We start from the raw sequence: 22235 nt of genomic DNA, 5'->3' as shown, positions 1-22235 counted from the left end.
ACTGCGCAAAAAGATGGTGGGAAGCTAGAGTAAGCCAGGTCAAAAAAGCGTGAATCGAGCCGCCCTATCAGTGGGAAATTGACTCAAGTTGTTGCAGCAGCAACGCCGCCTGGGTGCGGGTGCGCACGCCCAACTTACGGAAAATCGCGGTAACGTGGGCCTTGATGGTCGCCTCGGACACACTCAGCTCATAGGCGATCTGCTTGTTCAGCAAGCCTTCGCAGACCATGGTCAATACACGGAACTGCTGCGGGGTAAGGCTGGCGAGCCCTTCCTGGGCGGCCTTGGCTTCGGCGGACACATTGATTTCTTCAAATGCCTGGGGCGGCCACGAGACGTCACCGTCCAACACCGTACGCACTGCCGCTTGAATCTGCTCCATGGAGCTGGACTTGGGGATAAAGCCACTGGCCCCGAATTCGCGGGAGCGCACGACGACGTCTGCCTCTTCCTGGGCCGACACCATCACCACTGGAATCTGCGGGTATTGCCCGCGTAACAGCACCAGGCCGGAAAACCCATAGGCGCCAGGCATATTCAGGTCCAGTAGCACCAGGTCCCAATCGGTCTTGTCGGTCAGGCAGGTTTCCAGCTCAGCGATGCTGCCCACTTCAACCAGGCGCACATCCGGGCCCAGGCCCAGCGTGACGGCCTGGTGCAGCGCGCTGCGGAAAAGAGGGTGGTCATCGGCAATCAGGATTTCGTATGTGGCCATTTATTAAATGATCCTGTTTTTTATGGGAGCACCGATGGGTTCGGTGCTCGCCAACGTACGAGGTGCCAGCCAGCGGCTGTCACGAACAGTTACGCCTGATGGCATTTTAGCCGGCTCAGGCGCTGCAGTGCCATCATGCAAAGGTCCTCTGGCCCCGAATGCCTACAGATAAGGTGCAAGACGCGTATGCACGTTGTCTGTCGGGTCCAGCGCCAACTGGAACTTGGCCGCCAGGTAGTGGGTACTGAAAACATCCAGGTAGGCATCCAGCACTTCGCTGGCCTGCTGGTCCTCGGCCAGTTCCAGGCACAAGGCGGCCACTTCGGCGGTGCAGAAGTGGTCATCGCGCTTGGAGCGACGCAACTTGTAGCGCGATAACTGCTCCGGTTCCAGGCTCAGTACCGGCAGGTGCTCCAGGTACGGGCTCTTGCGGAACATCTTGCGCGCTTCGCTCCAGGTACCATCGAGCAGGATAAACAACGGGCGTTTGCCGTCCGTCACCCTGACCTCGTTGACCACTCGCTGCGGTGCAACGAACTCGCCGGGAAAGACGATATAAGGCTGCCATTGCGGGTCGGCCAACAGGGTCAGCAGCTCTGGCTCGACGGCCGTGCGCGACCAGGGGAAAGCGCTGGTGTCTTCGATGACATCGGCTATCAGCCAGCCAGTGTTGCTGGGTTTCATCGGCTCCACGTCGTGCATCAACAGGCACATGGCCGACCTGGCCTGAACCTTTGGCCGCCATGCACACAGGCAGTATTGGGGGATGACCCGGCATCTGGGGCAACGTTCGGCACGCGAGCCCCGAGCAACAAAAGGGCTGACGGCACGGGCCAGGCGCTGGGTACGCAAGCGAAAGACTGCGTGACTCATAGCGGGCGCCAGGGTGGAGCGATGAAAATCGACACGGATAAACTCGGGACAGGCAAAAGTGCCGGCAGTTTACCAGAGCTGCCCAGCCAATACGCCTGGCCGTCGCGGCTCCAGGTCACCTATAATCGCGCGCCACTGAACGCACAGCGCAGTGGCGGGTCTATGGACCAGTAACCGAATCAGGAGAGTTTCATGCTGCGTCTTATGTTGCGTCTTGCCGCCCCGACCGTCGCCCTGGCGCTGGTATTGCCCCTGGGCGCCCAGGCAGCCTCCCTGGTGGAGCTGCAAATGAACAAGAAACTGCAAAGCGTCGCGGCGGAAAGCAACAAAGACCTGCCCAGGGAAATCGATGAACAAACCCTGGAAGTGGCCTACACCGTCGAAGGCATGCAGTTGATTGACCACCTGAGCGTATTACCAGAACGTGCCGAGCAAATGCGCGCCAACCCCAAGGCGGTGTATTTCCAGTTGGGGCAAAGCGTTTGCCTGAACAAAGGCTACCGCGAGTTGATGGCCAAGGGTGCCGTGATGCGCTACGAAATCACCGAAAACAAGAGCAACCGCCCGGTGGCGTCGGTCAAGTTCGTCGAGGCTGATTGCCCTGCCCCGGCCAAGAAGAAAAAGTAAGCCTTCATCCTCCAGGCGCGTGCCTGCTCGCGAAAAACGTCAGGGCAACCCATTCATTCAGATTGCCCGTGTCACCGATGACGATCTTCGCGAGCAAGCTCGCTCCTACAGTTGCACCACCACTCTCCTTCATCTCCAATAAGTTATTGCCAGACAAGACTTTAGGGGGTCATGATCGAGTGATCCGGTAACATTTCCAGGGCAAAAAAGGGTTGCCCTCGCGTGACTTGCAGTGCAAAGGTTTTTAATCACAAGGAACATACAGAGCCTGTTTCGTCGCCGTCAGCAGCCTGCAACAAGACGCCGGGGCTCTGTAACGAAGGAGAAGCTGAATGCCTGATCAACCGAATGACCTCCTCACCCGTCATTTTCCAGACAACGGGACCGACCTCGCCCAGCAGGTCGAAGCGCAACTCAACCTGATTGCCCCCAGCAGCCCGAACATTCCCCTGTATCGCGACATGATCCTCACCGTGCTGCGCATGGCCCAGGACGACCGTGACCGCTGGAATGCCAAGATCACCTTGAAGGCCATACGCGAGCTGGACCATGCCTTCCGCGTACTCGAACAGTTCAAGGGCCGGCGCAAGGTCACGGTATTCGGTTCGGCCCGCACCCCGGTCGAAAGCCCCCTGTATGCCCTGGCCCGGGAAGTGGGCGCAGCCCTGGCCCGTTCTGACCTGATGGTCATCACCGGTGGTGGCGGTGGCATCATGGCCGCCGCCCACGAAGGCGCGGGCCTGGAACACAGCCTGGGGTTCAACATCACCCTGCCCTTCGAACAGCATGCCAACCCGACCATCGATGGCACGGAAAACCTGCTGTCGTTCCACTTCTTCTTTACCCGCAAACTGTTTTTCGTCAAGGAAGCCGATGGGCTGGTGCTGTGCCCTGGCGGCTTCGGCACCCTGGATGAAGCGCTGGAAGTCTTGACCCTGATCCAGACCGGCAAGAGCCCGCTGGTTCCCGTGGTACTGCTGGATGAACCGGGGGGCGGTTTCTGGAAAGGCGCCCTGGAGTTTATTCGCAACCAACTGGAGGCCAACCGCTACATCCTGCCCACCGACCTGAAATTGGTGCGCCTGGTGCATAGCGCCGAGGAGGCGGTCCATGAAATCAACCAGTTCTATGCCAACTTCCACTCTACCCGCTGGCTGAAACGTCAATTCGTGGTCCGCATGAACCATCCTCTCAGCGAGCATGCGTTGACGCATATACAAACAGCCTTCGCAGACCTGTTGCTCAGCGACGGTTTCCAGCAACTGGCCTATGCCGGTGAGGAATACGATGAGCCTCGCTTCAACCACCTGACGCGACTGGTATTCAACTTCACCGGTCGTAATCAGGGCCGGCTGCGGGAGTTGGTGGACTACATCAACTTGCCGGAAAACTGGGCTCAAGCCCAGGGTAAAGCACAGCAACGGGTGACGCCGGAGCCAGCGTGATGCCGTAAAACGCAAAAAAGGCCCGCTATTTTCATAGCGGGCCTTTTTGTATAAACGCAAAATCCATGTAGGAGCTGGCTTGCCAGCGATAGCGGTCTATCTGCCACGGTATTGATACCTGACCCACCGCTATCGCCGGCAAGCCGCCTCCTACAAGGGAGCGCTCACATTTCAGTCATCCAGATCCCGACCGCTCAACAAGCGGCTGATCATCTCCATCGAAAATCCGCGATAGCTCAAAAAGCGCCCTTGCTTGGCGCGTTCACGGGCATCAATTGGTAGATGGCCAGCAAACTTACGGCGCCAGGTGTCTTCCAGTTGCGTTTGCCAACTGATGCCACACTCACGCAGCGCCAGATCGATATCGGCACGCTGCAAGCCTCGCTGGCTCAGCTCTTCGCGAATCCGCGCAGGCCCGTAGCCCGAGCGTGCGCGGTAGGAAACAAAACTTTCGAGATAACGGGCTTCCGAAAGCAGCCCCTCTTCCGTCAAGCGGTCGAGGGCTGTTTCGATCATTTCGGGAGGGGCGCCACGCTGACGCAGTTTACGCGTCAGCTCGACCCGACCATGCTCGCGTCGTGCGAGCAGGTCCATTGCCGTACGCCGTACGGCAACCAGCGTATCGAGTACAACGGTCATCGCTGGTCTCAGATATCAGCGTCGGCTTCTGCCATGTCATCAACAGGTTCGCGGTTGGCTGCAGCCTTGACGTCTGGCGCCGGGGTCAGCAGCTTGTCGCGGATCTGCTTCTCAAGCGTCGCCGCGATATCAGGGTTGTCCTGCAGGAACTTGGCCGAGTTGGCCTTGCCCTGACCGATCTTGCTGCCGTTGTAGGCATACCAGGCACCGGACTTCTCGACAAAACCGTGCAGCACGCCCAGGTCGATCATCTCGCCGTTCAGGTAGATACCCTTGCCGTAGAGAATCTGGAACTCGGCCTGACGGAATGGCGGAGCTACCTTGTTCTTCACAACCTTGACGCGGGTTTCGCTACCGACAACCTCGTCACCTTCCTTCACCGCGCCAGTACGACGGATGTCCAGGCGAACCGAAGCGTAGAACTTCAGCGCGTTACCACCGGTGGTGGTTTCCGGGCTGCCGAACATCACGCCGATTTTCATCCGGATCTGGTTGATGAAGATCACCAGGCAGTTGGCGTTCTTGATGTTACCGGTGATCTTACGCAGGGCCTGGGACATCAGACGGGCTTGCAGGCCGACGTGCATGTCGCCCATTTCGCCTTCGATCTCGGCCTTCGGCACCAGGGCCGCCACGGAGTCGACCACGATCACGTCGATGGCGTTCGAACGCACCAGCATGTCGGTGATTTCCAACGCTTGCTCGCCGGTGTCCGGCTGCGAAACCAGCAGGTCGTCGACATTGACGCCCAGCTTGCCCGCGTATTCAGGATCCAGGGCGTGCTCGGCATCGACGAACGCGCAGGTGGCGCCCATTTTCTGTGCCTGGGCAATCACCGACAGGGTCAGGGTGGTTTTACCAGAAGACTCCGGACCGTAGATCTCAACGATACGGCCTTTTGGCAGGCCGCCAATGCCGAGCGCGATGTCCAGCCCCAGAGAGCCAGTGGAAATAGCCGGGATCGCCTGACGGTCGTGATCGCCCATACGCATTACGGCACCCTTGCCGAATTGACGTTCGATCTGACCCAGGGCCGCAGCCAAGGCTTTCTTCTTGTTGTCGTCCATTAAAGTCCTCACGTAATCAATAAGGCCTGACGGCCAACACCTGTATAAGTAGACAGTATTGTTCCATAAAGATCGGGGATCGCCTACCCCTGATTTTCTATTTCTGCTGCAGCTCGTCGCAACAGCCCCTCTAATGCGGCTTTTACCGTTTGTCGGCGGACCTCGTCACGGTTGCCAGGGAAGTGCTGGCACTCGGCCGTAACCTCGTCACCGACCCCCCAGGCCAGCCATACGGTGCCCACCGGTTTGTCCGGCGAGCCGCCATCGGGGCCTGCCACACCGCTGACCGCCACGGCAAACCGCGCCAGGCTTTTTTCCTGGGCGCCCCTGGCCATGGCCTCGACCACTTCACGGCTTACGGCGCCGACCTTGGGGAACAGCCCTTCCGGTACATTGAGCTGGCGGGTCTTCTGCCGATTGGAATAGGTCACATAACCGGCCTCGAACCAGGCCGAACTCCCGGGAATCCGTGTGATGGCTTCGGCAATACCGCCACCGGTGCAAGATTCGGCGGTGGTGACGTGGGCATTGAGCACCTGCAAACGTCGGCCAAGTTCGGCGGCGAGTTGGGTAATTTCCTTCACGGTCGTCTCCAGGAAAGTGCGGGGGTTTGCCTACCCTACAGGAGCCCATCGGCCACGCAAACGGCAGACAGCTGCAACAGGTTACCGGGTGATGGCCCGCACATACGCCTGGCAGGCCCGCAGCGCGATCAATCCGTTATCGCCGGCATCGGTGATGCCGATAATTCGCTGAGCATGCGCCGGGTCAAGTCGACCTCGCGGGGCGCCATGAACCACGCTGCGGGTGGCGGTGGCTGGCATTGAGTGGCCGGCGGCGGGATCGGCGGCGTCGAGAAGGACTGACAGGCGCACATCAGTAGTGGCCAGCCGGTCGCGCAGATAAACCTGGTTACGTTGTGCATCGCTCAACTCCCGCGTGTGCTGTTGATCGCTGGCGGCGAGCTGTTGCTCCAATGCCTGGCGCCTGGTTTGTTCGGCCAGGTAGTGGCGCTGCGCTGCCTGGCTTTGCTGGTTCAGCAGCTCTGAGTGCCGCGCCGCCTGGCGTTCGAACTCAAGGCCAAGGCGCCAGGCCTGGACCTGCCAACTGGCCACCGCCGGGACGGCCATCAGCAAGGCAACAGCCAGCATGCGCCAGCTCAACTGCATAACACCGCCCTCGCCTGCGCCCACAATTGCTGACGATGCTCCAGCCCATTGAGGCCACCATTGATACGGCGAGTGATGGTGGTGAATTGGTCCTGATCCGCCAGTTCATTCAAACCATTGCTGTGCCAGAACCAGGCGGCGGACTCGGCCGCCCATTGCGGTTGTTCCAGCAGTTCGGGGAAATGCAGCAGGCGTTCATCGCCAAACAGCGCGCGACTGCAGGCCAGGTAATTGCGCCGCCCGGTAATCTGGATCAGCCCACGGCCGCGGTATTTCTGACCGTCACCGTCGGCTTCGGGACTGTTGCCCAGGCGTACCGCCAGGGTGCCGGTGTCGTATTTGCTCAGGTATTGCTCGCCGCCCAGTTCCCGGACGTAGCGCAACTCACCGGACTCGTGACCGACCTGGGCAATAAAGGCGGCCATGCGTTTGGGTGCGGTGATGTGTCGGTGAAGCATGGCGGCGTTGAGCGCCGAAATGAAAACGCCCGCTTGGGCACGGGCGTTAGGCAGGATCTGTTGCAGTTGCGAAAGTGTCATCATCCTTGATCTCCACGGCCTAAGAGGCCAACCCACTGGCCATGATCGAACTGCGATAGCCCGTCGTCGTGTCGCCTACATGGGTCACCTTGTCAATCGACCAGCGCCCCTGCATATACCCAGGCCAAGTCTCATCCAGCAGCAACAGCCCTTCGGCGGACAGCAACGGGTTGCCAGGGCAATCAATGGCGATCGTCAGCCCTTCGCGCCCCACCCGGCGCAACTCGCCCTGCGCCACTGAGCGCGCTTCGGTTTCGCTCTGGCAGCGTTGGCGCAAAGTCTTGAATGGTGCGATCCCCACCTCGACCACACGCTGGCGAGAGGCCGCTCCATCCCACCAATTGACACGGCAGCCCTGATATTTGGCCCGCGCGCTTTCATCAATCCGCGCGCTGATAAACGCCTGCTCGCCAGGACGGTTGTCATGGGTCACCGACAACCGCACATCCGGCAGTTGCTGGCCCGACAGCGACTTGACCTGACCACTTTCGGCCAGTACATACAACTCGTTGATCGGCTTGGTCACTGCGTTGTAGCGCCCGGCCAGGCGGGTGATGAAGCCCATGTCGGTCTCATTCGACTGATCGATATGGTCGATCACAATCCCGTCCAATGCCGGCGCCACCCGGGGTGAAAACCCGTGCCGCGTGGCCAGTTGGCGAAACAGCGCACCGAGGGTCGTGGGGCCATGGCTGGCGGAACGGCGCTGGCGGTAACCGCTTTGGTCCATCACGCTGAACGGCGCCGCCGTGGCCACGATCGCCAGGCGCATGGGAAACAGGTAAGGCGTGCGCTGGGTAATCACAAACTCGCCTTTTTCCACCAGCCCCGACTCGCGGTAACCCACGCGCAAGCCGATCTTTGCACCCAGGCTCGGCAGGCCCTCCAGACCCTCGATGTTGATGGTCAGTTCCAGGCGGTCGGACTCGATGCCCGCCGCGTCGGTGTGTTTCCATTGCATCAGCCGTGGGTTGATCAACGCCGCATTGGCGCCATAGATCTCCACGACCGGGGTAAATCCCATTGCCATGCTGCCTCCTTAATCCCAGGCCGATACGGGTCGTACAAGACCGGGTTGCGCGTCCATTTCGGGCACGATCACCCAGATGCCCGCCGGCAACACCGGGCCATGCTCGGCAAGCCCTGGATTCAAGCGCCATAGGGTTTCTTCCGCCGCGTCATCACAACGGCCCAACTCGCGGTAGAGCAGCAGGTTGACCGAATCACCGGCAATACTTCGGACTCTACGCATTGACGAACTCCTCCAGCACCAGCGACCACTTGATCACCATGGCGGTGCCGTCATCGATAACATTGGCCTGGCTTTCCGTCAGTGCGGTGATGCGCCACAGGCCCCAGTTGCGGCCAATACCATCGACCAGCGGCAACGGCGTCCGTGCATCCAGCAGGACGCGTAATTGGTCGAGACGCTGCATGCCAACAGCCGCCATGGCGGTGCCGGCAAAGGTCAGTTTTTCCAGCTTCTGGCCGTTCTGCCGCGACTGGGGCTTGCTGGCGATAATCTCCAGGTCGCCCCAGCCACCATCACTGCCGCGTTGGAGCGTGGAGTAGGCGAACCCTCGGGACAGGCCAAATATAAAGTCGCCCAGTACCATCTGCTGTCGCATTAATCACCTCCATCGGTCAGTGCTGCGTTGCGCCGAACCGCCAGTGAATCGGTCAGCATCGGCATGCATTGGTTTTGCAGGGCCTGGATCACTCGGTCGACCACCTGCTGGGCGTCGGCAGGGTTGACGCCGGTGATCTGGATGCTCGGCGCCAGCGTGACCTGGACGTTGTCCGAGCGCGCGCTGTTGAGTTCCTTGCTCACCGAATCGGGCGATGGCAGGCGGTCGCTGGAAGGGAAGAGTTTTTCACCCAGCCAGGTGCCCGCCTCGCCGCCCAACAGGCCGCCGATCAGGCCACCGACGGCAGTGCCAACGCCTGGCAAAACCAGGGTACCAAGGGCCGCGCCGGCAGAGGCGCCGACCCACGCACCACCGGCAGTGCCGAGGCTGCTGCCGACCGCTTGCAGGTCGCCGTTGCGCACACCCTGGACGAGGTTGATGGCGGTGTCGGCGTAGCGCAGCGGCGCAAGGGATCGAGTGCCGACAGACTCCAGTTTGCTCATCGTTGAAACCAGGCTGGAGGGGATAGTCTTGGGCAAAGCGAGCGCTGGAGTGCTGAGCAATGCCGGCCCTTGAGCGGATGAAACAGGCGCCTTGGATGAACCCTCGCCCAGGCGCGGAGCGGGCCGATAAGCTTGAAGCGACGCACCATGAAAACCCACTTTTGGCCCGTCAAACACCTTGCCGGCCTGTCCAAAAACACGCTGCAGCGTTGCCATTGACCCGGCCATGCGGCTGCCCAAGCGGGTGGTTTTTTTCGACGACGACGGCCTCAGCCGCTCGGTGAGTCTCTGGCGCACCGTTTTTTTCGGCAGGAAACGCGCACGCCCCTTCAAGGTTTCGGTTGCCCCTGGGCAGCAGCAATCCTTGCTGTCGTCGCGAAACAGTTTCCCCACACCGGGCAACTTGCCAAGCGTCACATCGACAGCCTTGCCCGTTAACCGGCTCCTGGCCGTATCGAGATAGCCCTCCCCCAACCACTTGGCCCCCTTGGCGTACCAGGAATCCGCTGCCGGCTCCTTGTCTTTGGCAGCCTCCTCTTGAGCCACAGGGGCGGGGCTTGCAGCGACGCTGCCGAGCAGGGAGTTGCCTGTGATAAACAGGGTGCTATTGAGGGTTTCCAGACTCTCACGCAGCCGCACCTGTTCCTCGGTCAACGCATGGATGTGCAGGCTGGCGTTGGCCAGGGCCAGGCTCAGCTCAGACGGTGGCTCTGTCGCCACGCCCATAGTGGGAGCGCCAATCAGACTTTCATTCGGCTCGGCAAGCAGGCCCGACAGTTGCGAGGCGCCACTTTCGGCGAGCCCGGGAAAGGTCATCCAGCGTTTGTCTTCGTCCGCGAGCTTGAGCGTATATCGAGCGTCTTGCATCTCGCTCTCCTCCTATTTGACGCCAAGGCGAGTGATCGCGATGTCGTAGCGGCGCAATGCTTTGGCGGCATTCCATTCAAGAATTTCCGCTTCGTTTACCGAATAAACCAGCGGAACGACGTCGAGGATTACTTCGATGTCGCGCTGCGAAAGAAGTCCGCCGGTTTGTTTAAAAAATCGTCGATGCGCTCCTGCAGTTGCGTCCAGTCGGGCACGGTCAGGCCGTCCAGGTCAGGGATCATAAGGCCGGTGCAGTGCGAGGTGATGAACTCGGCGCGCTCTTTGTTGGTGGCGAGTTTTTTCATCACCTTGGTGGCGCGCAGCGCGGGCATTTCCAGGGTGACGCTGGTCAACACACGGCCGGCCACTTCCAGCGGCAGCAGCAGTTGCACCTGCTCGCCAGGCTCGGTGGAGTCGCCCAGAAAGAACGAGGCCGGGCGTGTCGACATGTCGTGTACGTGCTGGGCAATGCTCACGTAGTCCGGGCGCTTGAGTTGGTCGAGTTCCTTTTCCGAGAGGCCGGTGGCCAGTTTGGCCAGCTCGAAGAACTGGTCATCCTCGTCCTCGCCAGCGCGGGCCAGCGCTTGTTTTTGCGCGGCGTAGAACAGCGCGTTGAGTTGAATCTGCTCGATCGTCGCACCGTTGTCGGCGGTGATCGGCGCCAGCAGGCTATGCAGGGGTGGCTTCCAGGCCATGGGCAAAATTCCTTGATGACAATTTAGAAAGCGTGGGCACGGTCAGTGTGGGAGCCGGCTTGCCTGCGATACAGGCAGCGCGGTCTTTCAGTTGAACTGAGGTGATGCAATCGCCGGCAAGCCAGCTCCTACAGTGGCCGCGCCGTGGGCAGGCTTACGGCATCAACACCGCACGCCGGGCATCACCGAGGATGTCGACGCCGTTGAGCACGAACTTCTGGGTGCGCACGTCGATGTCGATCACCGGCACGCCGTTGTCCAGGCGATGGTAGGTGCGGCAGGACAGATCCAGGGTGGTGGTAGCCTTGTCGCCCATCTTCAGCTTGGCTTCTTCCAGGGATTTAAGCTTGCCGCCGACGGTGTGGTAGGTGAAGTAGGCCTTGCCGTCCTGGTCCTGGCCCGCTTCACGCACGTTGAGCAGGATGTCTTCGCCCAAGCGCACGCCCAGGGCCAGCATGATTTCGGGACCGGCGCCTTGCAGCACCAGCTTGGCGCTCAGCACCTTGGCGCTCTTGGCCATTTCCTCGGCGATAAAGCGCCCGCCGGTCATGGCTTCCATCTCGAACTCGATCTTCGGCGGGGTGAATTCCTCGACGGTCGCCGACAGCGGCAGGCCCTGGAGAGTGGCCGCAATGGCCTGTCTGACTCGGTTGGTAAACATTAGAGAACGTCCTCCAGGAATTGCTCGATGATTTCATCGCGGGCATTGAGTTGATAAACCATGTGTTCGTTCGGCGCGTAGCGGCCGTAGTCGATCACGATGAACCAGGTACCGTTCTTGTACTTCTCGACACTGTTGAGTTCCGGGTGCAGGTACACGCTACCGCCCGGGATGGTTTCGTCGGCCACCAGGGTTTGCAGCCAGTCGTTGATGCGCTTGACCTCCTGGTCCATGAACGACTTGGTCAGGTTGTGCGCCATGGCTTTCTGCCCGGCCTTGACCAGCTTGCGACTGATGGCGTCTTCCAGGCCGACATAGCTGATGAACTTGCCGGTGATGGAACGGTTACCCAGCAGCGAGAAGCCGCCGAGGATGGTGCGGGCGTAGTAGCTCACGCCGTAGCGGTTGAGCAGGTCGCCTTCGGTGGAGGTGTCGAGGATGTTGTACTCGACCACCCGCGACACGTCTTCGGCGAAGGTCACCTGGTTGCCCGGGCTCTCCCACTGCTTGACCTTGGCCAGCGCGGCAATGGCCAGGGACGACGGCGCGAGGAACACGTTTTTCTTCGCGGCCTTGGAGTACACCGACGGCATGTTGTGTACCAGCAGGCAACGGTCGAAACCCAGGTCGGCGCCACCCAGCTCGCCGCTGTAGGTCACTTGATCGGCGACGCTGGCGTCTTTGCCGTCCAGCACCACACGGGCCTTGATGCGCTTGCCGAACGCGGCAAACTCACCGGCCACGGCCTTGGTGCCGGTGAAGCCTGGAGCGCCAATGATGGTCAGGTCTTCCGGGACGCTGCCAAGCGCCGCGAGGCCCAGCTTGCGACCGGTCACCGGCTCGTTGCCGCCGATCACGTTGTTGAGGGTATCGGCGGGGGTCGCGCCCTCTTCGACGATCACCACATAGACCGGCACCTTGACCACTTTGAGGATCTGGTACACCGCATGAAACAGCGTGCCCGACTCGGCGCCGGTGGGGTCTAGCAGAGCCTGCGCGGTGAAACTGTTGATGCGGAACGGGGCGTTTTTCGGGATCGACAGGTGCGCATTAGGCGCAGTGCCGACCAGACCGATCACGTTGTCACCCAGGCCACCCATGGCCTCGGGGGATTCGCTGGCATTGACGGTGATGCCGTTATGCTCGAAGTTCAAAACCTCAGCCATGATTATTCAGCCTTCTTGGTGACGGCCTTCTTGGCCGGTGGGGTGTCTTGGGCGGCAGCCAGCACGCTGGTCAGTTCCAGGCGGCCGGCGGTGCGCAGGGCGGTTGCTTCGACGTCCAGCAAGTCCAGCTCCTGACCGACGGTGGACCAGTGGCCACCTTGGGTGGGGAATGGGATGAGGACGGTGTAGGTTTGGCGGTTGGCCATGGTGGGAATTCTCCGGGTGCAAAAAGCGCAAAGCCCCTTCGGGAGGGGCTTTGGGCGGGCGAAAAAAAACCGCTTTCGCGGTGGTGTGTATTACTTCAGGAAGGCCGGTTTTTCGGGCCAGATCACGGCGTCCGGATCGGCGCCTTGATCGGGGATATCGCGCAGGGCCTTGCGGTAGGCGACGAAGACCGGGCGGTCCTTTTCCGTCATGGGGTAATCGGGCATCGCGGCGTAATCGCTGGCGGCAAGATCGGCGTCGCGGGAGGCACGGATTTCCGTCCACTTAATCAAAGGATGCAGTTCAGCAAGTGCAAATACAGGTTTCATTAACGCTCTCCTTAACCCAAAGCCAACATGCATGACCAGTCAGCGGGATGAGTGACTACACCCGTGCAGGCCCCAGCAAGCATCACTTCAACTACCCCATTTGCTGTAAAACACATTGGATGGATAACCCAATAATGGCCAAACATACGAGTCGGTTGCATGACCACTGAACACCAGCGCCATTTACCTTTCTCAGCCCCTGTACTCCACGCGCCACTGATCTCCCCGTCAATTAACCGAACAAAAGCACCTATTGTCACAGTCGAGTTCATAAGCAACGGGCGACCACCGCTTAACTTTCCGTCATCGACAGACCTTGGATAAGCGAGCCAGGCACTTACAGTATTATCCGTCCATTTCATTTGCCATACGTGAATACCATTTCTCCAATACTCAGCGGCCCTAATATCAAAGTCAGGAAATTGCTCCCGAACATCAGCTTGGACTTGTTGCATAAAATCAACATCAGCCGAGGGTCGCCCAGCTTTTTGAGAAGCACTGGTAACCGTCCGCAATTTCGTTGTCGTTACCTGTTGATGAATATCCCATCCCTCAATCAGATTGCCCGTGGCATCCGGCGCCATACTAAAATTTTGCGTAAGTGCCAGCCTAGGCAGACGCTGATCCAAACTTGCAATCTGTTCGCGGTAAGTTCGTTGCGCCACTTCAAGGGCCCGATCAATCTCGCCGATCTTACCCGTCACAACACCCGTCAGATTATTTGCCGCGCTGACAACCGCGGCCAATTGCTGTTCAGTACTCAATGTTTAAACTCCTTGTAGTGCATTGATCTTGTGTTAAGCCTTCGCTTCAAGCGCCATCAATCGAAATAAAGCTCCGATGCCTCGCGCCATGTTGTCGATACTGGCCGTCGAGAGTGACGCCAACTCATCCACCACCAGGATGTTGAGGTTTTCCGACCCCACGATCACGGTGACGCTATCCGCCGGCAACGGCGAAATATCCAACGTAAACTTCTGCAACACCCGCGCCGCCGCTGCCTTATACGTCAGCAACTTCCCCGCCACCGAGTACACCGCCAACAGCGTGCCACTGGCGAGGTAAAACCCGAACTCGCCAATCTCATATTCACCATCGCCATCAAACAGCGCGGCCATGCGCAGTTGGCGCTGGCCCAGGTCTTCGTAATCCACAATCGCCACGCGCTGGCGCTCATCGCGCAGGGCGGTTTCGTTGCCGGTGGGGTTGTAGCGGCCGGTGCCGGCGGCGATGTGGGTGATTTCGCCTTTCAAGCCTTGGTTCTTTGCCTGCAACACTTCATCCAAACCCTTGGAGGTGAAGCGCACCAGGCGCGTAATGTCATCGGTCATGGCTGCGCCCTGAGGTCGTAGTCGTTAATGGTGTAGTGCTGGGCCACGCCCGCACTGTTAAGCCCTGAACTCAACATGAGTTGCGGCAAGGCGCCCCGCAGCGACAGCTCGCTGTCACTCAGCGCCGCATGGGCGACGCTGGTGATGGGCAGCCTGCCCACCACCTCATGCACCAGGGTGATGGTGGCCAGGTCGCGCTCGCTCTTGGCCGCGTTGATGCGGCGGATCAAGCGGTTGTGGTCGCCACTGGACCAACTGCGGCCGATGATCGCCTGCACGTCGAAGGTGTAGGGCTGGGCCAGCGGGCGCTGTTGGTACCAGGCCAGAATATTGGGGGTAAACCCCAGGGATTCGACTGCGTGGCTCAACGCCTTGGGCGTACCGGCCTGGCGCTGGATCTGCCAGGACAGGGCGACCGTGAGGCGCTTTTCGGTTTCATCGGCAGCGGCGTTCCATTCACTGACGCCACGGTCGGCGGCCAGGTAAGGCAGGAACGCCTGCGGCGTGTGCAGCGGATTCATCAGCGCCGGGAACGGCGGCTCAACCCGTTCGAGCAACTTACCGAAACCCAGGTCCAACGCCCTCTCCAGCGGCGAACTGTTGGCCGGCAATAAACTGGATGTGTGCTCACTCATAGCGTCAGCACCTGCACCTCGACACCCGTGCAATACGGAGCCTGGAAGGCCGTGGTGATGATCGGCGCCAGCGGTTCGAGAATCTCCAGTTGCGTAGCCCCGGCGGTGTGGATGGTGTAGTCGATCCAACTCGGGTCCACGCGCCCTTCAAGGCGGTGGCAAGATTCGGCATAACGTTGCAGCAATTGCTGGGCCGCCACTTGCGTCAGCCCCGAGTCCGGGCCGGCGTTGATCCGGGCGACCACGCGAATCTTATAGGGCACGATCTGCGCGCCCTGCACCGTCACCCAATCGGTTTCCGGGCGCACATCGGGCCGGGCGAAATGGCGGCGCACACCGTCAAGCAAGTCCGTCGATGGCGTGCCATTACCCGAGCGCGAGAGCACTGTGACCATGACCTCGCCAGGTGCCGTGCGCCGGGCGTTGCCATCCTTGACCTGGGCGGCATAGCCATCCGGGTCGAAGGTATAACTGACTGTCACCACGCCAGCAGCGGCACTCTGCACTTTCACCACCGGCCGCTCGCCAAGGGTGAACACCTCGCGACGATACTGCATGCGTGAACCCGCAGCCGGCGCGTGGGGCGCCAGGTAGTAGCGCAGCCGCGCATCGTCGTCACTTTCCAGGGTTGGCGGCACGGGCGGGAACGCCGCCGGGTCGCCTGGGTCGAGCACCTGGCGCTCCAGGCCCATGTCGGCCAGGCGCGCATCCAGGTTGCTGCCGGTGGCCCACCACGCCAGCATCTGCTGGATCCGCGCATTGTATTTGCGCTCATGGGTTTGCAGGCGCACACAAAAGGCTTCCAGGGCCAGGGTCAGCAACTCGCTTTCATTGTCCAGGCTGACCTTGAGTTTGGCCGCGCTTTGCGGGGCGCGGGTGGCCACGTAGTCGACGACAAATGCCTTGAACTGCGCCAGCAGCGGTTCGAATTCGTCGACGGCGATGAGGTCGGGCGGCGCCAGTTGGTTCTGCCCGGGGATCAACATGCTCATGTCACCACCTCGAAGGATTGCTTGCGGTTTTTCCAGGTGCCGGCAAACCGCAACAGCAGGCCTGCGCCCTGGCGATTGGCGACGATGACTTGCGGGACAAAATCGGCGATGCCGTTCTGCGGGTTGTAAAAGGCCTGGGCGGCGTGGCTTTGGGCGAGGATCAGCAGATCATCGCCCAGGTTCTGCCCCAGCAGCTGCGGGATCATCGAACCGTAAAGCGGGCGTTTCTGCCGCGTGCCCAAAGGTGTGGTCAGGGCCCGGGTGGCGCGCTGGACGAATTGCAGCCAGTCGTCCACCACGGCCCCGGTGTTTCTCTCAATTCCGATCATGGCAAATCCTTATGCCGTGCTGATAACTCGGCCCTGGTGATCGACCACCGGGCCACTCAAGTGCACGCCGGATGCATCCAGCAGCATGCCGACGGCTCCGACTTGCAGACTGATGGTTGCGGCGGTCATGACTAAACGGGCAGCGCCCAAATTCATTTCCACTTGCTCGCGAGAGCCGCTGAATGCCGCTGGTCCATTGTTCCAACCCAATACATGTGCTGCGGCGTCGTAGGCGCTTTGCGTGCCGTCCTCATAACGTCGACTCGTCAGGCTGGCCGCACTGGACAGCGGCGGAAAGCGGTCACTGTTGAGGCCAAACAACGCCACCGACTGCCCCCCACCCTCGCCACCGCCGTAGTTGAGCAGCAGGCATTGCTCACCCACCGTGGGGATCCGCGTTTCCGTCTGCGCACCGGCGCTGGGGTTGAAAAAACGAATCGCCGGGGTCAGCAACTCGCCATGGCTGACCTTGCAGGTATTGCTGGCCGCATCGACCTCCTGGCACACGCCGATCCGGCAAAAGCTCTCGGCACGCCGATAGAGGTCTTCAAGCTGGGTTTCCATGTGGGCCAGACGCTCGATCAGGGGCGCCAATTGCAGGCGTAACAGTGCATCGAACATGGGCTACTCCTGCAATGGCCGGTATTGATCGGGGTCGTCGATGTTCGACACTTCCCAGGTACGGGCAAACAGCGGCTTGCCGATGGGGTCGTTGAGCAGTGGCGGGCCGAGGTAAAGGGTCTGGCTGAAGGACACGGTCCAACTGTCATAGTTGGTTTCGGCCCCCACCAGGCTCGACGGCAGCGCGACGATATTCACCGGCACATCGCACTGGGCCGGCGGCAACTGCCAACGGTTATCCAGTACCAGGTCCATCAGCCGGCTCGCCAGGTCACAAGCGTCAAAGGGTTGCGCGCCCTGGGCGGCCATGACTTTGAGCGAGATCGACAGCACATGGGCCTTGCGCCCTTCAAGGGAGCGCACGCCGGGGCCATTGCGTTCGACCGTGATCGCCACGCCGGTTTCATCCGTCGCCAGAAAGCCCGGCGGGCTGCCCACCCGCAGATCGGGGAACGCTGCACGCAGCGCCTCGCCGACAGCAATCGGCAGCTGTGAAGGTTTTTCAATGAGGGTCATGGTGTGGCTTCCTTGCAACAATCACTTTGAATCCGGGGGTTGGTTGACCCCGATGCGCTTGGCGGCCCAGCGCTCATACAGGCCGATGGCCACGTCGGCACCGGCCATGGCGGTCAGGCATCCGAGGGCGCCCGCCGTCCAGATCGACATGCCAGCGGCATACAGCAGCATCAGTGCCGATACCCCGCACACCATGCACGCCCCGGAACGCAGGGCCAGGCGACGGACCAGCGACCAACCGCGGGCGCCCTCCTTGTCGGCGCGCCACATTTCCCCGGATACCCCGCCGATCAGGGCCAGAATAATCACCAGCCAGATAGGCATTTCTGCCAACGCTTGCTGCTCGTTTGTCATGTCACGCCTCCTGGAATGCGTAAAACCGGCAGGTGGCCGGTGCTTTGATAAATAAGTGGTTTGATGTGTCGGTAGGCATTCCAAAAAGCCCGGTTGCCCAGGCTTTTCAGTAATGCGGTCCTTGCGATCTTTCGGCGCTACTGGCGCGGTACGGATCTTTCCTCGATGTTTTTCCGACCACGATCCCTGTCTGCCGGATAACTGCTTCTGGTGCTTTACGCTGCACACCCGGGTCAGTTGCCAACCCTCTGAACCGTCAAGGCCGGTTCATCGCTGCCTGTGGTGAAACCGTGAAACTAAAGAGCGTCGGCATCCTTGCCGGTGTTGCCTGGCGTCCTTGCCATCACTTGGTGGCGTCCTTGCCAGTGTTGCGTGCCTTCCTTGTCTTCCCTGGCAGCATCCTTGCCGCCTCCACCAGACCTTGTTGGCTGGCTTGAGATGAAGAATATGCATGTATGGATATACAGTCAATGCATAAATGCATTTATTTCCACCCAGATAATGCATATCAGCATAAACATCTTGAAAGACAGCCACTTGGCGGTTTTCCGCAGGCGAAAAAAAGCCCGCTGATGAGCGGGCTGTTTCTTACAAAGGAGGTTTAGCGGGCGTACATGCCCCACCAGAAAACGTGACCGAGGATGCTGATCTGTTCTTCCTGGATATCCTGGAAGCTGTAGTCCTCATCCGGATGCTCATCACGATTGAAACTGCGCAGGCGAATCCCCGAAGGCAGGCGATAGAGTTGTTTGACCCGCAATTGGCCGTTGTGGTTGATGGCATACAAATCGCCATCGACGATATCGCCAATCCCGCTCTTGCCAGCATTGACCCCCACCGTCGCCCCATCGCGCAATACCGGCAGCATGCTGTTACCGCGCACCGTCACACACTTGGCCTGATCGAATTGCACACCGTTATGCCGCAGGCTGCGCTTGCCGAACCGCAGGCTGGCCTTCTCGCTTTCCTCGATGACGAATCTTCCTGATCCAGCAGCCAATTCAACCTCACGCAAAAAGGGGATCGACACCTCGTCGTCATTGACGGGGGTATCGTCGTCCCACAGGCTTATATCCTTGAGCTCCGAATGCATCGGGTCACGCTCATCCAACCGCACCGGCGCCGCACGCCCGCGCAACTGGTCAGTGCTGATACGGAAATAATCAGCGATACGCGAGATGTGCTTGTCCGACGGATCAACGATCTTGCCGCTGAGGATCCGGGACAGAGTGGATTGAGGCACGCCGGTACGCCGGTGAAGCTCCGTGGGGGAGATCCCGTCGTGATCGAGCAGCTCTCTTAAGACGATTGAAACGTTGCGTTTTTGCATAACGGGGATAGTGACGGGAGTTTTTGGGGTTGGCAAATGCTAATTTGCATATTTTGTGCATGACGTATGCACATCCACACCTAATGCCGATTTTCTGTAGGCGCGAGCTTGTCTCCGGGCGGCGTTCCGACGAAAAACCTCAGAGCACCGCGCTTACCCAGCAAGCACGCATTATCGTTAACGTTCTTCGCGAGCAAGCTCGCTCCTACAGCCAAGATCGGCGTTAGGTGTACTCCTTCTGCGTTTTACCTGACCGTTTGTGAACTGCGAAGCACTGACCTCACATGTTAACCTTGCCGCCATCGCAAAAAATGCTGGGCCAAGCGCCCCCTTTGCCCCATCACTTTCAACGAATTTGCCTACTATCCAATGAGTAAAAACACTTCCGATCTGTCCTCCCACACGCCAATGATGCAGCAGTACTGGCGCCTGAAAAACCAGCACCCTGATCAGTTGATGTTCTATCGCATGGGCGATTTCTACGAGATCTTCTATGAAGATGCGAAGAAGGCCGCCAAGTTGCTGGACATCACCCTGACCGCGCGCGGGCAGTCGGCTGGGCAGGCGATTCCGATGTGTGGGATTCCTTATCATTCGTTGGAAGGTTACCTGGTCAAGCTGGTCAAGCTCGGCGAGTCGGTGGTGATCTGTGAGCAGATCGGCGACCCGGCCACCAGCAAGGGGCCGGTGGAACGTCAGGTGGTGCGCATCATTACGCCGGGGACGGTGAGTGATGAGGCGCTGCTGGATGAGCGCCGCGACAACCTGATCGCGGCGGTGCTGGGGGATGAGCGGCTGTTCGGCCTGGCGGTGCTGGATATCACCAGTGGCAACTTCACAGTCCTGGAGATCAAGGGCTGGGAAAACCTGCTGGCAGAGTTGGAGCGGATCAATCCGGTGGAGTTGATGATCCCGGATGACTGGCCCAAGGACCTGCCGGCGGAAAAACGTCGTGGGACCAAGCGCCGTGCGCCGTGGGATTTTGAGCGTGATTCGGCGCTAAAAAGTCTGTGCCAGCAATTCTCCGTGCAGGATCTCAAGGGCTTTGGCTGCGAGACCCTGACCCTGGCCATCGGCGCCGCCGGTTGCCTGCTCAACTATGCAAAGGAAACCCAGCGCACCGCCCTGCCGCATTTGCGCAGCCTGCGCCATGAGCGCCTGGACGACACCGTGGTGCTCGATGGCGCCAGTCGGCGCAATCTGGAGTTGGACACCAACCTGGCGGGCGGGCGCGACAATACCCTGCAGTCGGTGGTCGACCGTTGCCAGACCGCCATGGGCAGCCGTTTGCTGACCCGCTGGCTGAACCGCCCGCTGCGCGACTTGACGGTGCTGCAAGCGCGTCAGTCATCTATTACCTGCCTGCTGGACGTCTACCGTTTTGAAAAGCTGCAGCCGCAGCTCAAGGAGATCGGTGATATCGAGCGAATCCTCGCGCGAATCGGCTTGCGTAACGCTCGCCCTCGCGACCTGGCACGCTTGCGAGACGCGCTGGGCGTATTGCCCGAGTTGCAACAGGCGATGACCGAACTGGAAGCGCCGCACCTGCAACAACTTGCCGTCACGGCCGGCACCTACCCGGAACTGGCGGCGCTGCTGGCAAAAGCCATCATTGACAACCCGCCTGCGATCATCCGCGACGGAGGCGTGCTCAAGACCGGCTACGACAGCGAGCTGGACGAGCTGCAAGCCCTGAGCGAAAACGCCGGGCAGTTCCTGATTGACCTGGAGGCCCGCGAAAAAGCCCGCACCGGCCTGGCCAATCTCAAGGTCGGCTACAACCGTGTGCACGGCTACTTTATTGAATTGCCGAGCAAGCAAGCCGAGCAGGCACCTATCGATTACCAGCGCCGCCAGACCCTCAAAGGTGCCGAGCGCTTCATCACGCCCGAGCTCAAAGCATTCGAAGACAAGGCACTGTCGGCCAAGAGCCGCGCCCTGGCCCGGGAGAAAATGCTCTATGAGGCCTTGCTCGAAGACCTGATCGGCAAGCTGGCACCGTTGCAGGACACCGCCGCGGCCCTGGCCGAGCTGGATGTGTTGAGCAACCTGGCCGAGCGCGCCTTGAACCTTGACCTGAACTGCCCGCGTTTTGTCAGCGAGCCGTGCATGCGCATTGTCCAGGGTCGCCATCCGGTAGTGGAACAAGTGCTGACCACCCCGTTCGTGGCCAACGACCTGTCGCTGGACGACGATACGCGCATGCTGGTGATCACCGGTCCGAACATGGGTGGTAAATCCACCTACATGCGCCAGACCGCATTGATCGTGCTGCTGGCGCATATCGGCAGCTTCGTGCCGGCGGCCAGTTGCGAGTTGTCCCTGGTGGACCGCATTTTTACCCGGATCGGCTCCAGCGATGACCTGGCCGGTGGCCGTTCGACCTTTATGGTGGAAATGAGCGAAACCGCCAATATCCTGCACAACGCCAGCGACCGCAGCCTGGTATTGATGGACGAAGTGGGGCGCGGCACCAGTACCTTCGACGGCTTGTCCCTGGCCTGGGCGGCAGCCGAGCGCCTGGCGCACCTGCGGGCCTATACGCTGTTTGCCACCCACTACTTCGAGCTGACCGTATTGCCGGAAAGCGAGCCGCTGGTGGCCAACGTGCATCTCAATGCCACCGAGCACAACGAACGCATCGTGTTCCTGCACCATGTGCTGCCAGGCCCGGCCAGCCAGAGTTACGGCCTGGCCGTGGCGCAACTGGCCGGTGTACCGAACGACGTGATTTTGCGCGCCCGCGAGCACCTCAGCCGCCTGGAAACCACGGCCCTGCCCCATGAGAATGTGGTCGCCAGCCCCGCCAAGGCCACCAGCAAACCTGCGGCACCGCACCAGAGCGATATGTTCGCCAGCCTGCCCCATCCGGTGCTGGATGAGTTGGCAAAGCTTGACCTGGATGACTTGACACCGCGTAAAGCGCTCGAAATGTTATATGCACTGAAGACTCGGATATAACGCAGACGCTTGCAAGCTGGTAGACTCTCGCGCGGTTTG

28 protein-coding genes are annotated in these 22235 nt (G+C 60.4%); 3 read left to right on the top strand and 25 right to left on the bottom strand.

Annotated elements, in window-relative coordinates; all coding sequences use genetic code 11:
• Positions 1-67 precede the first annotated feature (67 nt).
• Together erdR and BFQ03_RS05660 are read right to left on the bottom strand one after the other, a co-directional pair.
• A complete protein-coding gene (gene erdR / locus BFQ03_RS05665; protein ID WP_032858386.1) occupies positions 68-715 on the bottom strand; it encodes a response regulator transcription factor ErdR in 648 nt (215 codons plus the stop codon).
• Positions 716-877: 162 nt separating this feature from the next.
• Entirely contained in the window at positions 878-1588 is a 711-nt protein-coding gene (locus tag BFQ03_RS05660; protein ID WP_065942654.1) for a tRNA-uridine aminocarboxypropyltransferase, read from the bottom strand.
• Between the two features lie 192 nt (positions 1589-1780).
• Here BFQ03_RS05660 and BFQ03_RS05655 point away from each other — a divergent pair, with 192 nt between their 5' ends.
• Both BFQ03_RS05655 and BFQ03_RS05650 read left to right on the top strand, forming a co-directional pair.
• Complete coding sequence (locus tag BFQ03_RS05655) at positions 1781-2215, top strand: PA3611 family quorum-sensing-regulated virulence factor (RefSeq protein ID WP_032858389.1); 435 nt, start codon at positions 1781-1783, stop codon at positions 2213-2215.
• 332 nt (positions 2216-2547) lie between these two features.
• Positions 2548-3660, top strand: coding sequence for an LOG family protein (locus BFQ03_RS05650; RefSeq protein WP_032858390.1), 1113 nt, complete (start codon positions 2548-2550; stop codon positions 3658-3660).
• A gap of 171 nt (positions 3661-3831) precedes the next feature.
• On the opposite strand, the gene recX is transcribed toward BFQ03_RS05650, so the two are convergent.
• The 23 genes from recX to BFQ03_RS05535 all read right to left on the bottom strand — a co-directional run bounded on the left by recX (position 3832) and on the right by BFQ03_RS05535 (position 19235).
• Positions 3832-4299 (bottom strand): recombination regulator RecX, encoded by a 468-nt coding sequence (gene recX, locus BFQ03_RS05645; protein ID WP_032858392.1) that lies wholly within the window; start codon positions 4297-4299, stop codon positions 3832-3834.
• 8 nt (positions 4300-4307) lie between these two features.
• The gene (recA, locus tag BFQ03_RS05640) at positions 4308-5366 is read right to left on the bottom strand and encodes a recombinase RecA (RefSeq protein WP_029295312.1); all 1059 of its coding nucleotides are present in this window, start codon (positions 5364-5366) and stop codon (positions 4308-4310) included.
• Between the two features lie 83 nt (positions 5367-5449).
• Positions 5450-5950 (bottom strand): CinA family protein, encoded by a 501-nt coding sequence (locus BFQ03_RS05635; RefSeq protein ID WP_032858393.1) that lies wholly within the window; start codon positions 5948-5950, stop codon positions 5450-5452.
• Between the two features lie 81 nt (positions 5951-6031).
• A complete protein-coding gene (locus tag BFQ03_RS05630) occupies positions 6032-6535 on the bottom strand; it encodes a lysis system i-spanin subunit Rz (protein ID WP_032858395.1) in 504 nt (167 codons plus the stop codon).
• Positions 6526-7074 carry a glycoside hydrolase family 19 protein gene (locus BFQ03_RS05625; protein ID WP_032858458.1) on the bottom strand — a complete coding sequence of 183 codons (549 nt, stop codon included), beginning with the start codon at positions 7072-7074 and terminating at the stop codon, positions 6526-6528. Before BFQ03_RS05625 ends, BFQ03_RS05630 begins: the two co-directional genes overlap by 10 nt.
• A gap of 19 nt (positions 7075-7093) precedes the next feature.
• The gene (locus BFQ03_RS05620; RefSeq protein ID WP_032858396.1) at positions 7094-8104 is read right to left on the bottom strand and encodes a contractile injection system protein, VgrG/Pvc8 family; all 1011 of its coding nucleotides are present in this window, start codon (positions 8102-8104) and stop codon (positions 7094-7096) included.
• A 9-nt stretch (positions 8105-8113) separates the two neighbouring features.
• Entirely contained in the window at positions 8114-8326 is a 213-nt protein-coding gene (locus tag BFQ03_RS05615; RefSeq protein ID WP_032858397.1) for a tail protein X, read from the bottom strand.
• Positions 8319-8702, bottom strand: coding sequence for a phage tail protein (locus BFQ03_RS05610; protein ID WP_032858398.1), 384 nt, complete (start codon positions 8700-8702; stop codon positions 8319-8321). Before BFQ03_RS05610 ends, BFQ03_RS05615 begins: the two co-directional genes overlap by 8 nt.
• A complete protein-coding gene (locus BFQ03_RS30535) occupies positions 8702-10072 on the bottom strand; it encodes a glycine zipper domain-containing protein (protein WP_032858399.1) in 1371 nt (456 codons plus the stop codon). The genes BFQ03_RS05610 and BFQ03_RS30535 overlap by 1 nt, the downstream gene beginning before the upstream one ends.
• 128 nt (positions 10073-10200) lie before the next feature.
• The gene (locus BFQ03_RS05600; protein ID WP_032858401.1) at positions 10201-10767 is read right to left on the bottom strand and encodes a phage tail assembly protein; all 567 of its coding nucleotides are present in this window, start codon (positions 10765-10767) and stop codon (positions 10201-10203) included.
• Positions 10768-10921: 154 nt separating this feature from the next.
• Complete coding sequence (locus BFQ03_RS05595; RefSeq protein ID WP_032858402.1) at positions 10922-11428, bottom strand: phage major tail tube protein; 507 nt, start codon at positions 11426-11428, stop codon at positions 10922-10924.
• Entirely contained in the window at positions 11428-12594 is a 1167-nt protein-coding gene (locus BFQ03_RS05590; protein ID WP_032858403.1) for a phage tail sheath protein, read from the bottom strand. The genes BFQ03_RS05595 and BFQ03_RS05590 overlap by 1 nt, the downstream gene beginning before the upstream one ends.
• Positions 12595-12596: 2 nt before the next feature.
• The gene (locus BFQ03_RS05585) at positions 12597-12800 is read right to left on the bottom strand and encodes a hypothetical protein (RefSeq protein WP_032858404.1); all 204 of its coding nucleotides are present in this window, start codon (positions 12798-12800) and stop codon (positions 12597-12599) included.
• 90 nt (positions 12801-12890) lie between these two features.
• The gene (locus tag BFQ03_RS05580) at positions 12891-13127 is read right to left on the bottom strand and encodes a tail fiber assembly protein (RefSeq protein ID WP_032858406.1); all 237 of its coding nucleotides are present in this window, start codon (positions 13125-13127) and stop codon (positions 12891-12893) included.
• Between the two features lie 11 nt (positions 13128-13138).
• The gene (locus BFQ03_RS05575) at positions 13139-13891 is read right to left on the bottom strand and encodes a hypothetical protein (RefSeq protein ID WP_032858407.1); all 753 of its coding nucleotides are present in this window, start codon (positions 13889-13891) and stop codon (positions 13139-13141) included.
• 33 nt (positions 13892-13924) lie between these two features.
• A complete protein-coding gene (locus BFQ03_RS05570) occupies positions 13925-14458 on the bottom strand; it encodes a phage tail-collar fiber domain-containing protein (protein ID WP_032858408.1) in 534 nt (177 codons plus the stop codon).
• Complete coding sequence (locus BFQ03_RS05565; RefSeq protein WP_032858410.1) at positions 14455-15093, bottom strand: phage tail protein I; 639 nt, start codon at positions 15091-15093, stop codon at positions 14455-14457. Before BFQ03_RS05565 ends, BFQ03_RS05570 begins: the two co-directional genes overlap by 4 nt.
• Complete coding sequence (locus tag BFQ03_RS05560) at positions 15090-16085, bottom strand: baseplate J/gp47 family protein (RefSeq protein ID WP_032858412.1); 996 nt, start codon at positions 16083-16085, stop codon at positions 15090-15092. The genes BFQ03_RS05565 and BFQ03_RS05560 overlap by 4 nt, the downstream gene beginning before the upstream one ends.
• Positions 16082-16414 carry a phage baseplate protein gene (locus BFQ03_RS05555; protein WP_065942653.1) on the bottom strand — a complete coding sequence of 111 codons (333 nt, stop codon included), beginning with the start codon at positions 16412-16414 and terminating at the stop codon, positions 16082-16084. Before BFQ03_RS05555 ends, BFQ03_RS05560 begins: the two co-directional genes overlap by 4 nt.
• Positions 16415-16423: 9 nt before the next feature.
• Entirely contained in the window at positions 16424-17035 is a 612-nt protein-coding gene (locus tag BFQ03_RS05550) for a phage baseplate assembly protein V (protein WP_032858415.1), read from the bottom strand.
• 3 nt (positions 17036-17038) lie between these two features.
• Positions 17039-17551 carry a hypothetical protein gene (locus BFQ03_RS05545; RefSeq protein WP_065942652.1) on the bottom strand — a complete coding sequence of 171 codons (513 nt, stop codon included), beginning with the start codon at positions 17549-17551 and terminating at the stop codon, positions 17039-17041.
• 21 nt (positions 17552-17572) lie between these two features.
• Positions 17573-17905, bottom strand: a complete 333-nt coding sequence (locus BFQ03_RS05540) for a phage holin family protein (RefSeq protein WP_032858418.1) — start codon at positions 17903-17905, stop codon at positions 17573-17575.
• A 601-nt stretch (positions 17906-18506) separates the two neighbouring features.
• The gene (locus tag BFQ03_RS05535; RefSeq protein ID WP_082445537.1) at positions 18507-19235 is read right to left on the bottom strand and encodes a LexA family transcriptional regulator; all 729 of its coding nucleotides are present in this window, start codon (positions 19233-19235) and stop codon (positions 18507-18509) included.
• A gap of 369 nt (positions 19236-19604) precedes the next feature.
• Between BFQ03_RS05535 and mutS the strand changes: the two genes are divergently transcribed.
• On the top strand, positions 19605-22196 hold the full coding sequence (mutS, locus tag BFQ03_RS05530) for a DNA mismatch repair protein MutS (RefSeq protein ID WP_032858420.1): 2592 nt from the start codon (positions 19605-19607) through the stop codon (positions 22194-22196).
• The last annotated feature ends 39 nt before the right edge of the window (positions 22197-22235 follow it).

The sequence above is a fragment of the Pseudomonas sp. 25 R 14 genome (genome assembly GCF_900004755.1).
In the GTDB taxonomy this organism is placed as follows: Bacteria; Pseudomonadota; Gammaproteobacteria; order Pseudomonadales; family Pseudomonadaceae; genus Aquipseudomonas; species Aquipseudomonas brenneri.
The sequence above is the reverse complement of the archived record's forward strand: the minus strand, read 5'-3'. Positions and strand labels throughout refer to the sequence as shown.

Bases quoted from the DNA above. Each gene is read 5' to 3' on its own strand.
- BFQ03_RS30535 (WP_032858399.1), bottom strand. From the start codon at position 10,072: ATGCAAGACGCTCGATATACGCTCAAGCTCGCGGACGAAGACAAACGC.
- BFQ03_RS05655 (WP_032858389.1), top strand. From the start codon at position 1,781: ATGCTGCGTCTTATGTTGCGTCTTGCCGCCCCGACCGTCGCCCTGGCG.
- BFQ03_RS05545 (WP_065942652.1), bottom strand. From the start codon at position 17,551: ATGACCCTCATTGAAAAACCTTCACAGCTGCCGATTGCTGTCGGCGAG.
- BFQ03_RS05535 (WP_082445537.1), bottom strand. From the start codon at position 19,235: ATGCAAAAACGCAACGTTTCAATCGTCTTAAGAGAGCTGCTCGATCAC.
- erdR (WP_032858386.1), bottom strand. From the start codon at position 715: ATGGCCACATACGAAATCCTGATTGCCGATGACCACCCTCTTTTCCGC.
- BFQ03_RS05630 (WP_032858395.1), bottom strand. From the start codon at position 6,535: ATGCAGTTGAGCTGGCGCATGCTGGCTGTTGCCTTGCTGATGGCCGTC.
- BFQ03_RS05625 (WP_032858458.1), bottom strand. From the start codon at position 7,074: ATGACACTTTCGCAACTGCAACAGATCCTGCCTAACGCCCGTGCCCAA.
- BFQ03_RS05595 (WP_032858402.1), bottom strand. From the start codon at position 11,428: ATGTTTACCAACCGAGTCAGACAGGCCATTGCGGCCACTCTCCAGGGC.
- BFQ03_RS05580 (WP_032858406.1), bottom strand. From the start codon at position 13,127: ATGAAACCTGTATTTGCACTTGCTGAACTGCATCCTTTGATTAAGTGG.
- recX (WP_032858392.1), bottom strand. From the start codon at position 4,299: ATGACCGTTGTACTCGATACGCTGGTTGCCGTACGGCGTACGGCAATG.
- BFQ03_RS05600 (WP_032858401.1), bottom strand. From the start codon at position 10,767: ATGGCCTGGAAGCCACCCCTGCATAGCCTGCTGGCGCCGATCACCGCC.
- BFQ03_RS05565 (WP_032858410.1), bottom strand. From the start codon at position 15,093: ATGAGTGAGCACACATCCAGTTTATTGCCGGCCAACAGTTCGCCGCTG.
- BFQ03_RS05615 (WP_032858397.1), bottom strand. From the start codon at position 8,326: ATGCGTAGAGTCCGAAGTATTGCCGGTGATTCGGTCAACCTGCTGCTC.
- mutS (WP_032858420.1), top strand. From the start codon at position 19,605: ATGAGTAAAAACACTTCCGATCTGTCCTCCCACACGCCAATGATGCAG.
- BFQ03_RS05560 (WP_032858412.1), bottom strand. From the start codon at position 16,085: ATGAGCATGTTGATCCCCGGGCAGAACCAACTGGCGCCGCCCGACCTC.
- BFQ03_RS05550 (WP_032858415.1), bottom strand. From the start codon at position 17,035: ATGTTCGATGCACTGTTACGCCTGCAATTGGCGCCCCTGATCGAGCGT.
- BFQ03_RS05650 (WP_032858390.1), top strand. From the start codon at position 2,548: ATGCCTGATCAACCGAATGACCTCCTCACCCGTCATTTTCCAGACAAC.
- BFQ03_RS05590 (WP_032858403.1), bottom strand. From the start codon at position 12,594: ATGGCTGAGGTTTTGAACTTCGAGCATAACGGCATCACCGTCAATGCC.
- BFQ03_RS05570 (WP_032858408.1), bottom strand. From the start codon at position 14,458: ATGACCGATGACATTACGCGCCTGGTGCGCTTCACCTCCAAGGGTTTG.
- recA (WP_029295312.1), bottom strand. From the start codon at position 5,366: ATGGACGACAACAAGAAGAAAGCCTTGGCTGCGGCCCTGGGTCAGATC.
- BFQ03_RS05620 (WP_032858396.1), bottom strand. From the start codon at position 8,104: ATGGCAATGGGATTTACCCCGGTCGTGGAGATCTATGGCGCCAATGCG.
- BFQ03_RS05660 (WP_065942654.1), bottom strand. From the start codon at position 1,588: ATGAGTCACGCAGTCTTTCGCTTGCGTACCCAGCGCCTGGCCCGTGCC.
- BFQ03_RS05610 (WP_032858398.1), bottom strand. From the start codon at position 8,702: ATGCGACAGCAGATGGTACTGGGCGACTTTATATTTGGCCTGTCCCGA.
- BFQ03_RS05585 (WP_032858404.1), bottom strand. From the start codon at position 12,800: ATGGCCAACCGCCAAACCTACACCGTCCTCATCCCATTCCCCACCCAA.
- BFQ03_RS05555 (WP_065942653.1), bottom strand. From the start codon at position 16,414: ATGATCGGAATTGAGAGAAACACCGGGGCCGTGGTGGACGACTGGCTG.
- BFQ03_RS05540 (WP_032858418.1), bottom strand. From the start codon at position 17,905: ATGACAAACGAGCAGCAAGCGTTGGCAGAAATGCCTATCTGGCTGGTG.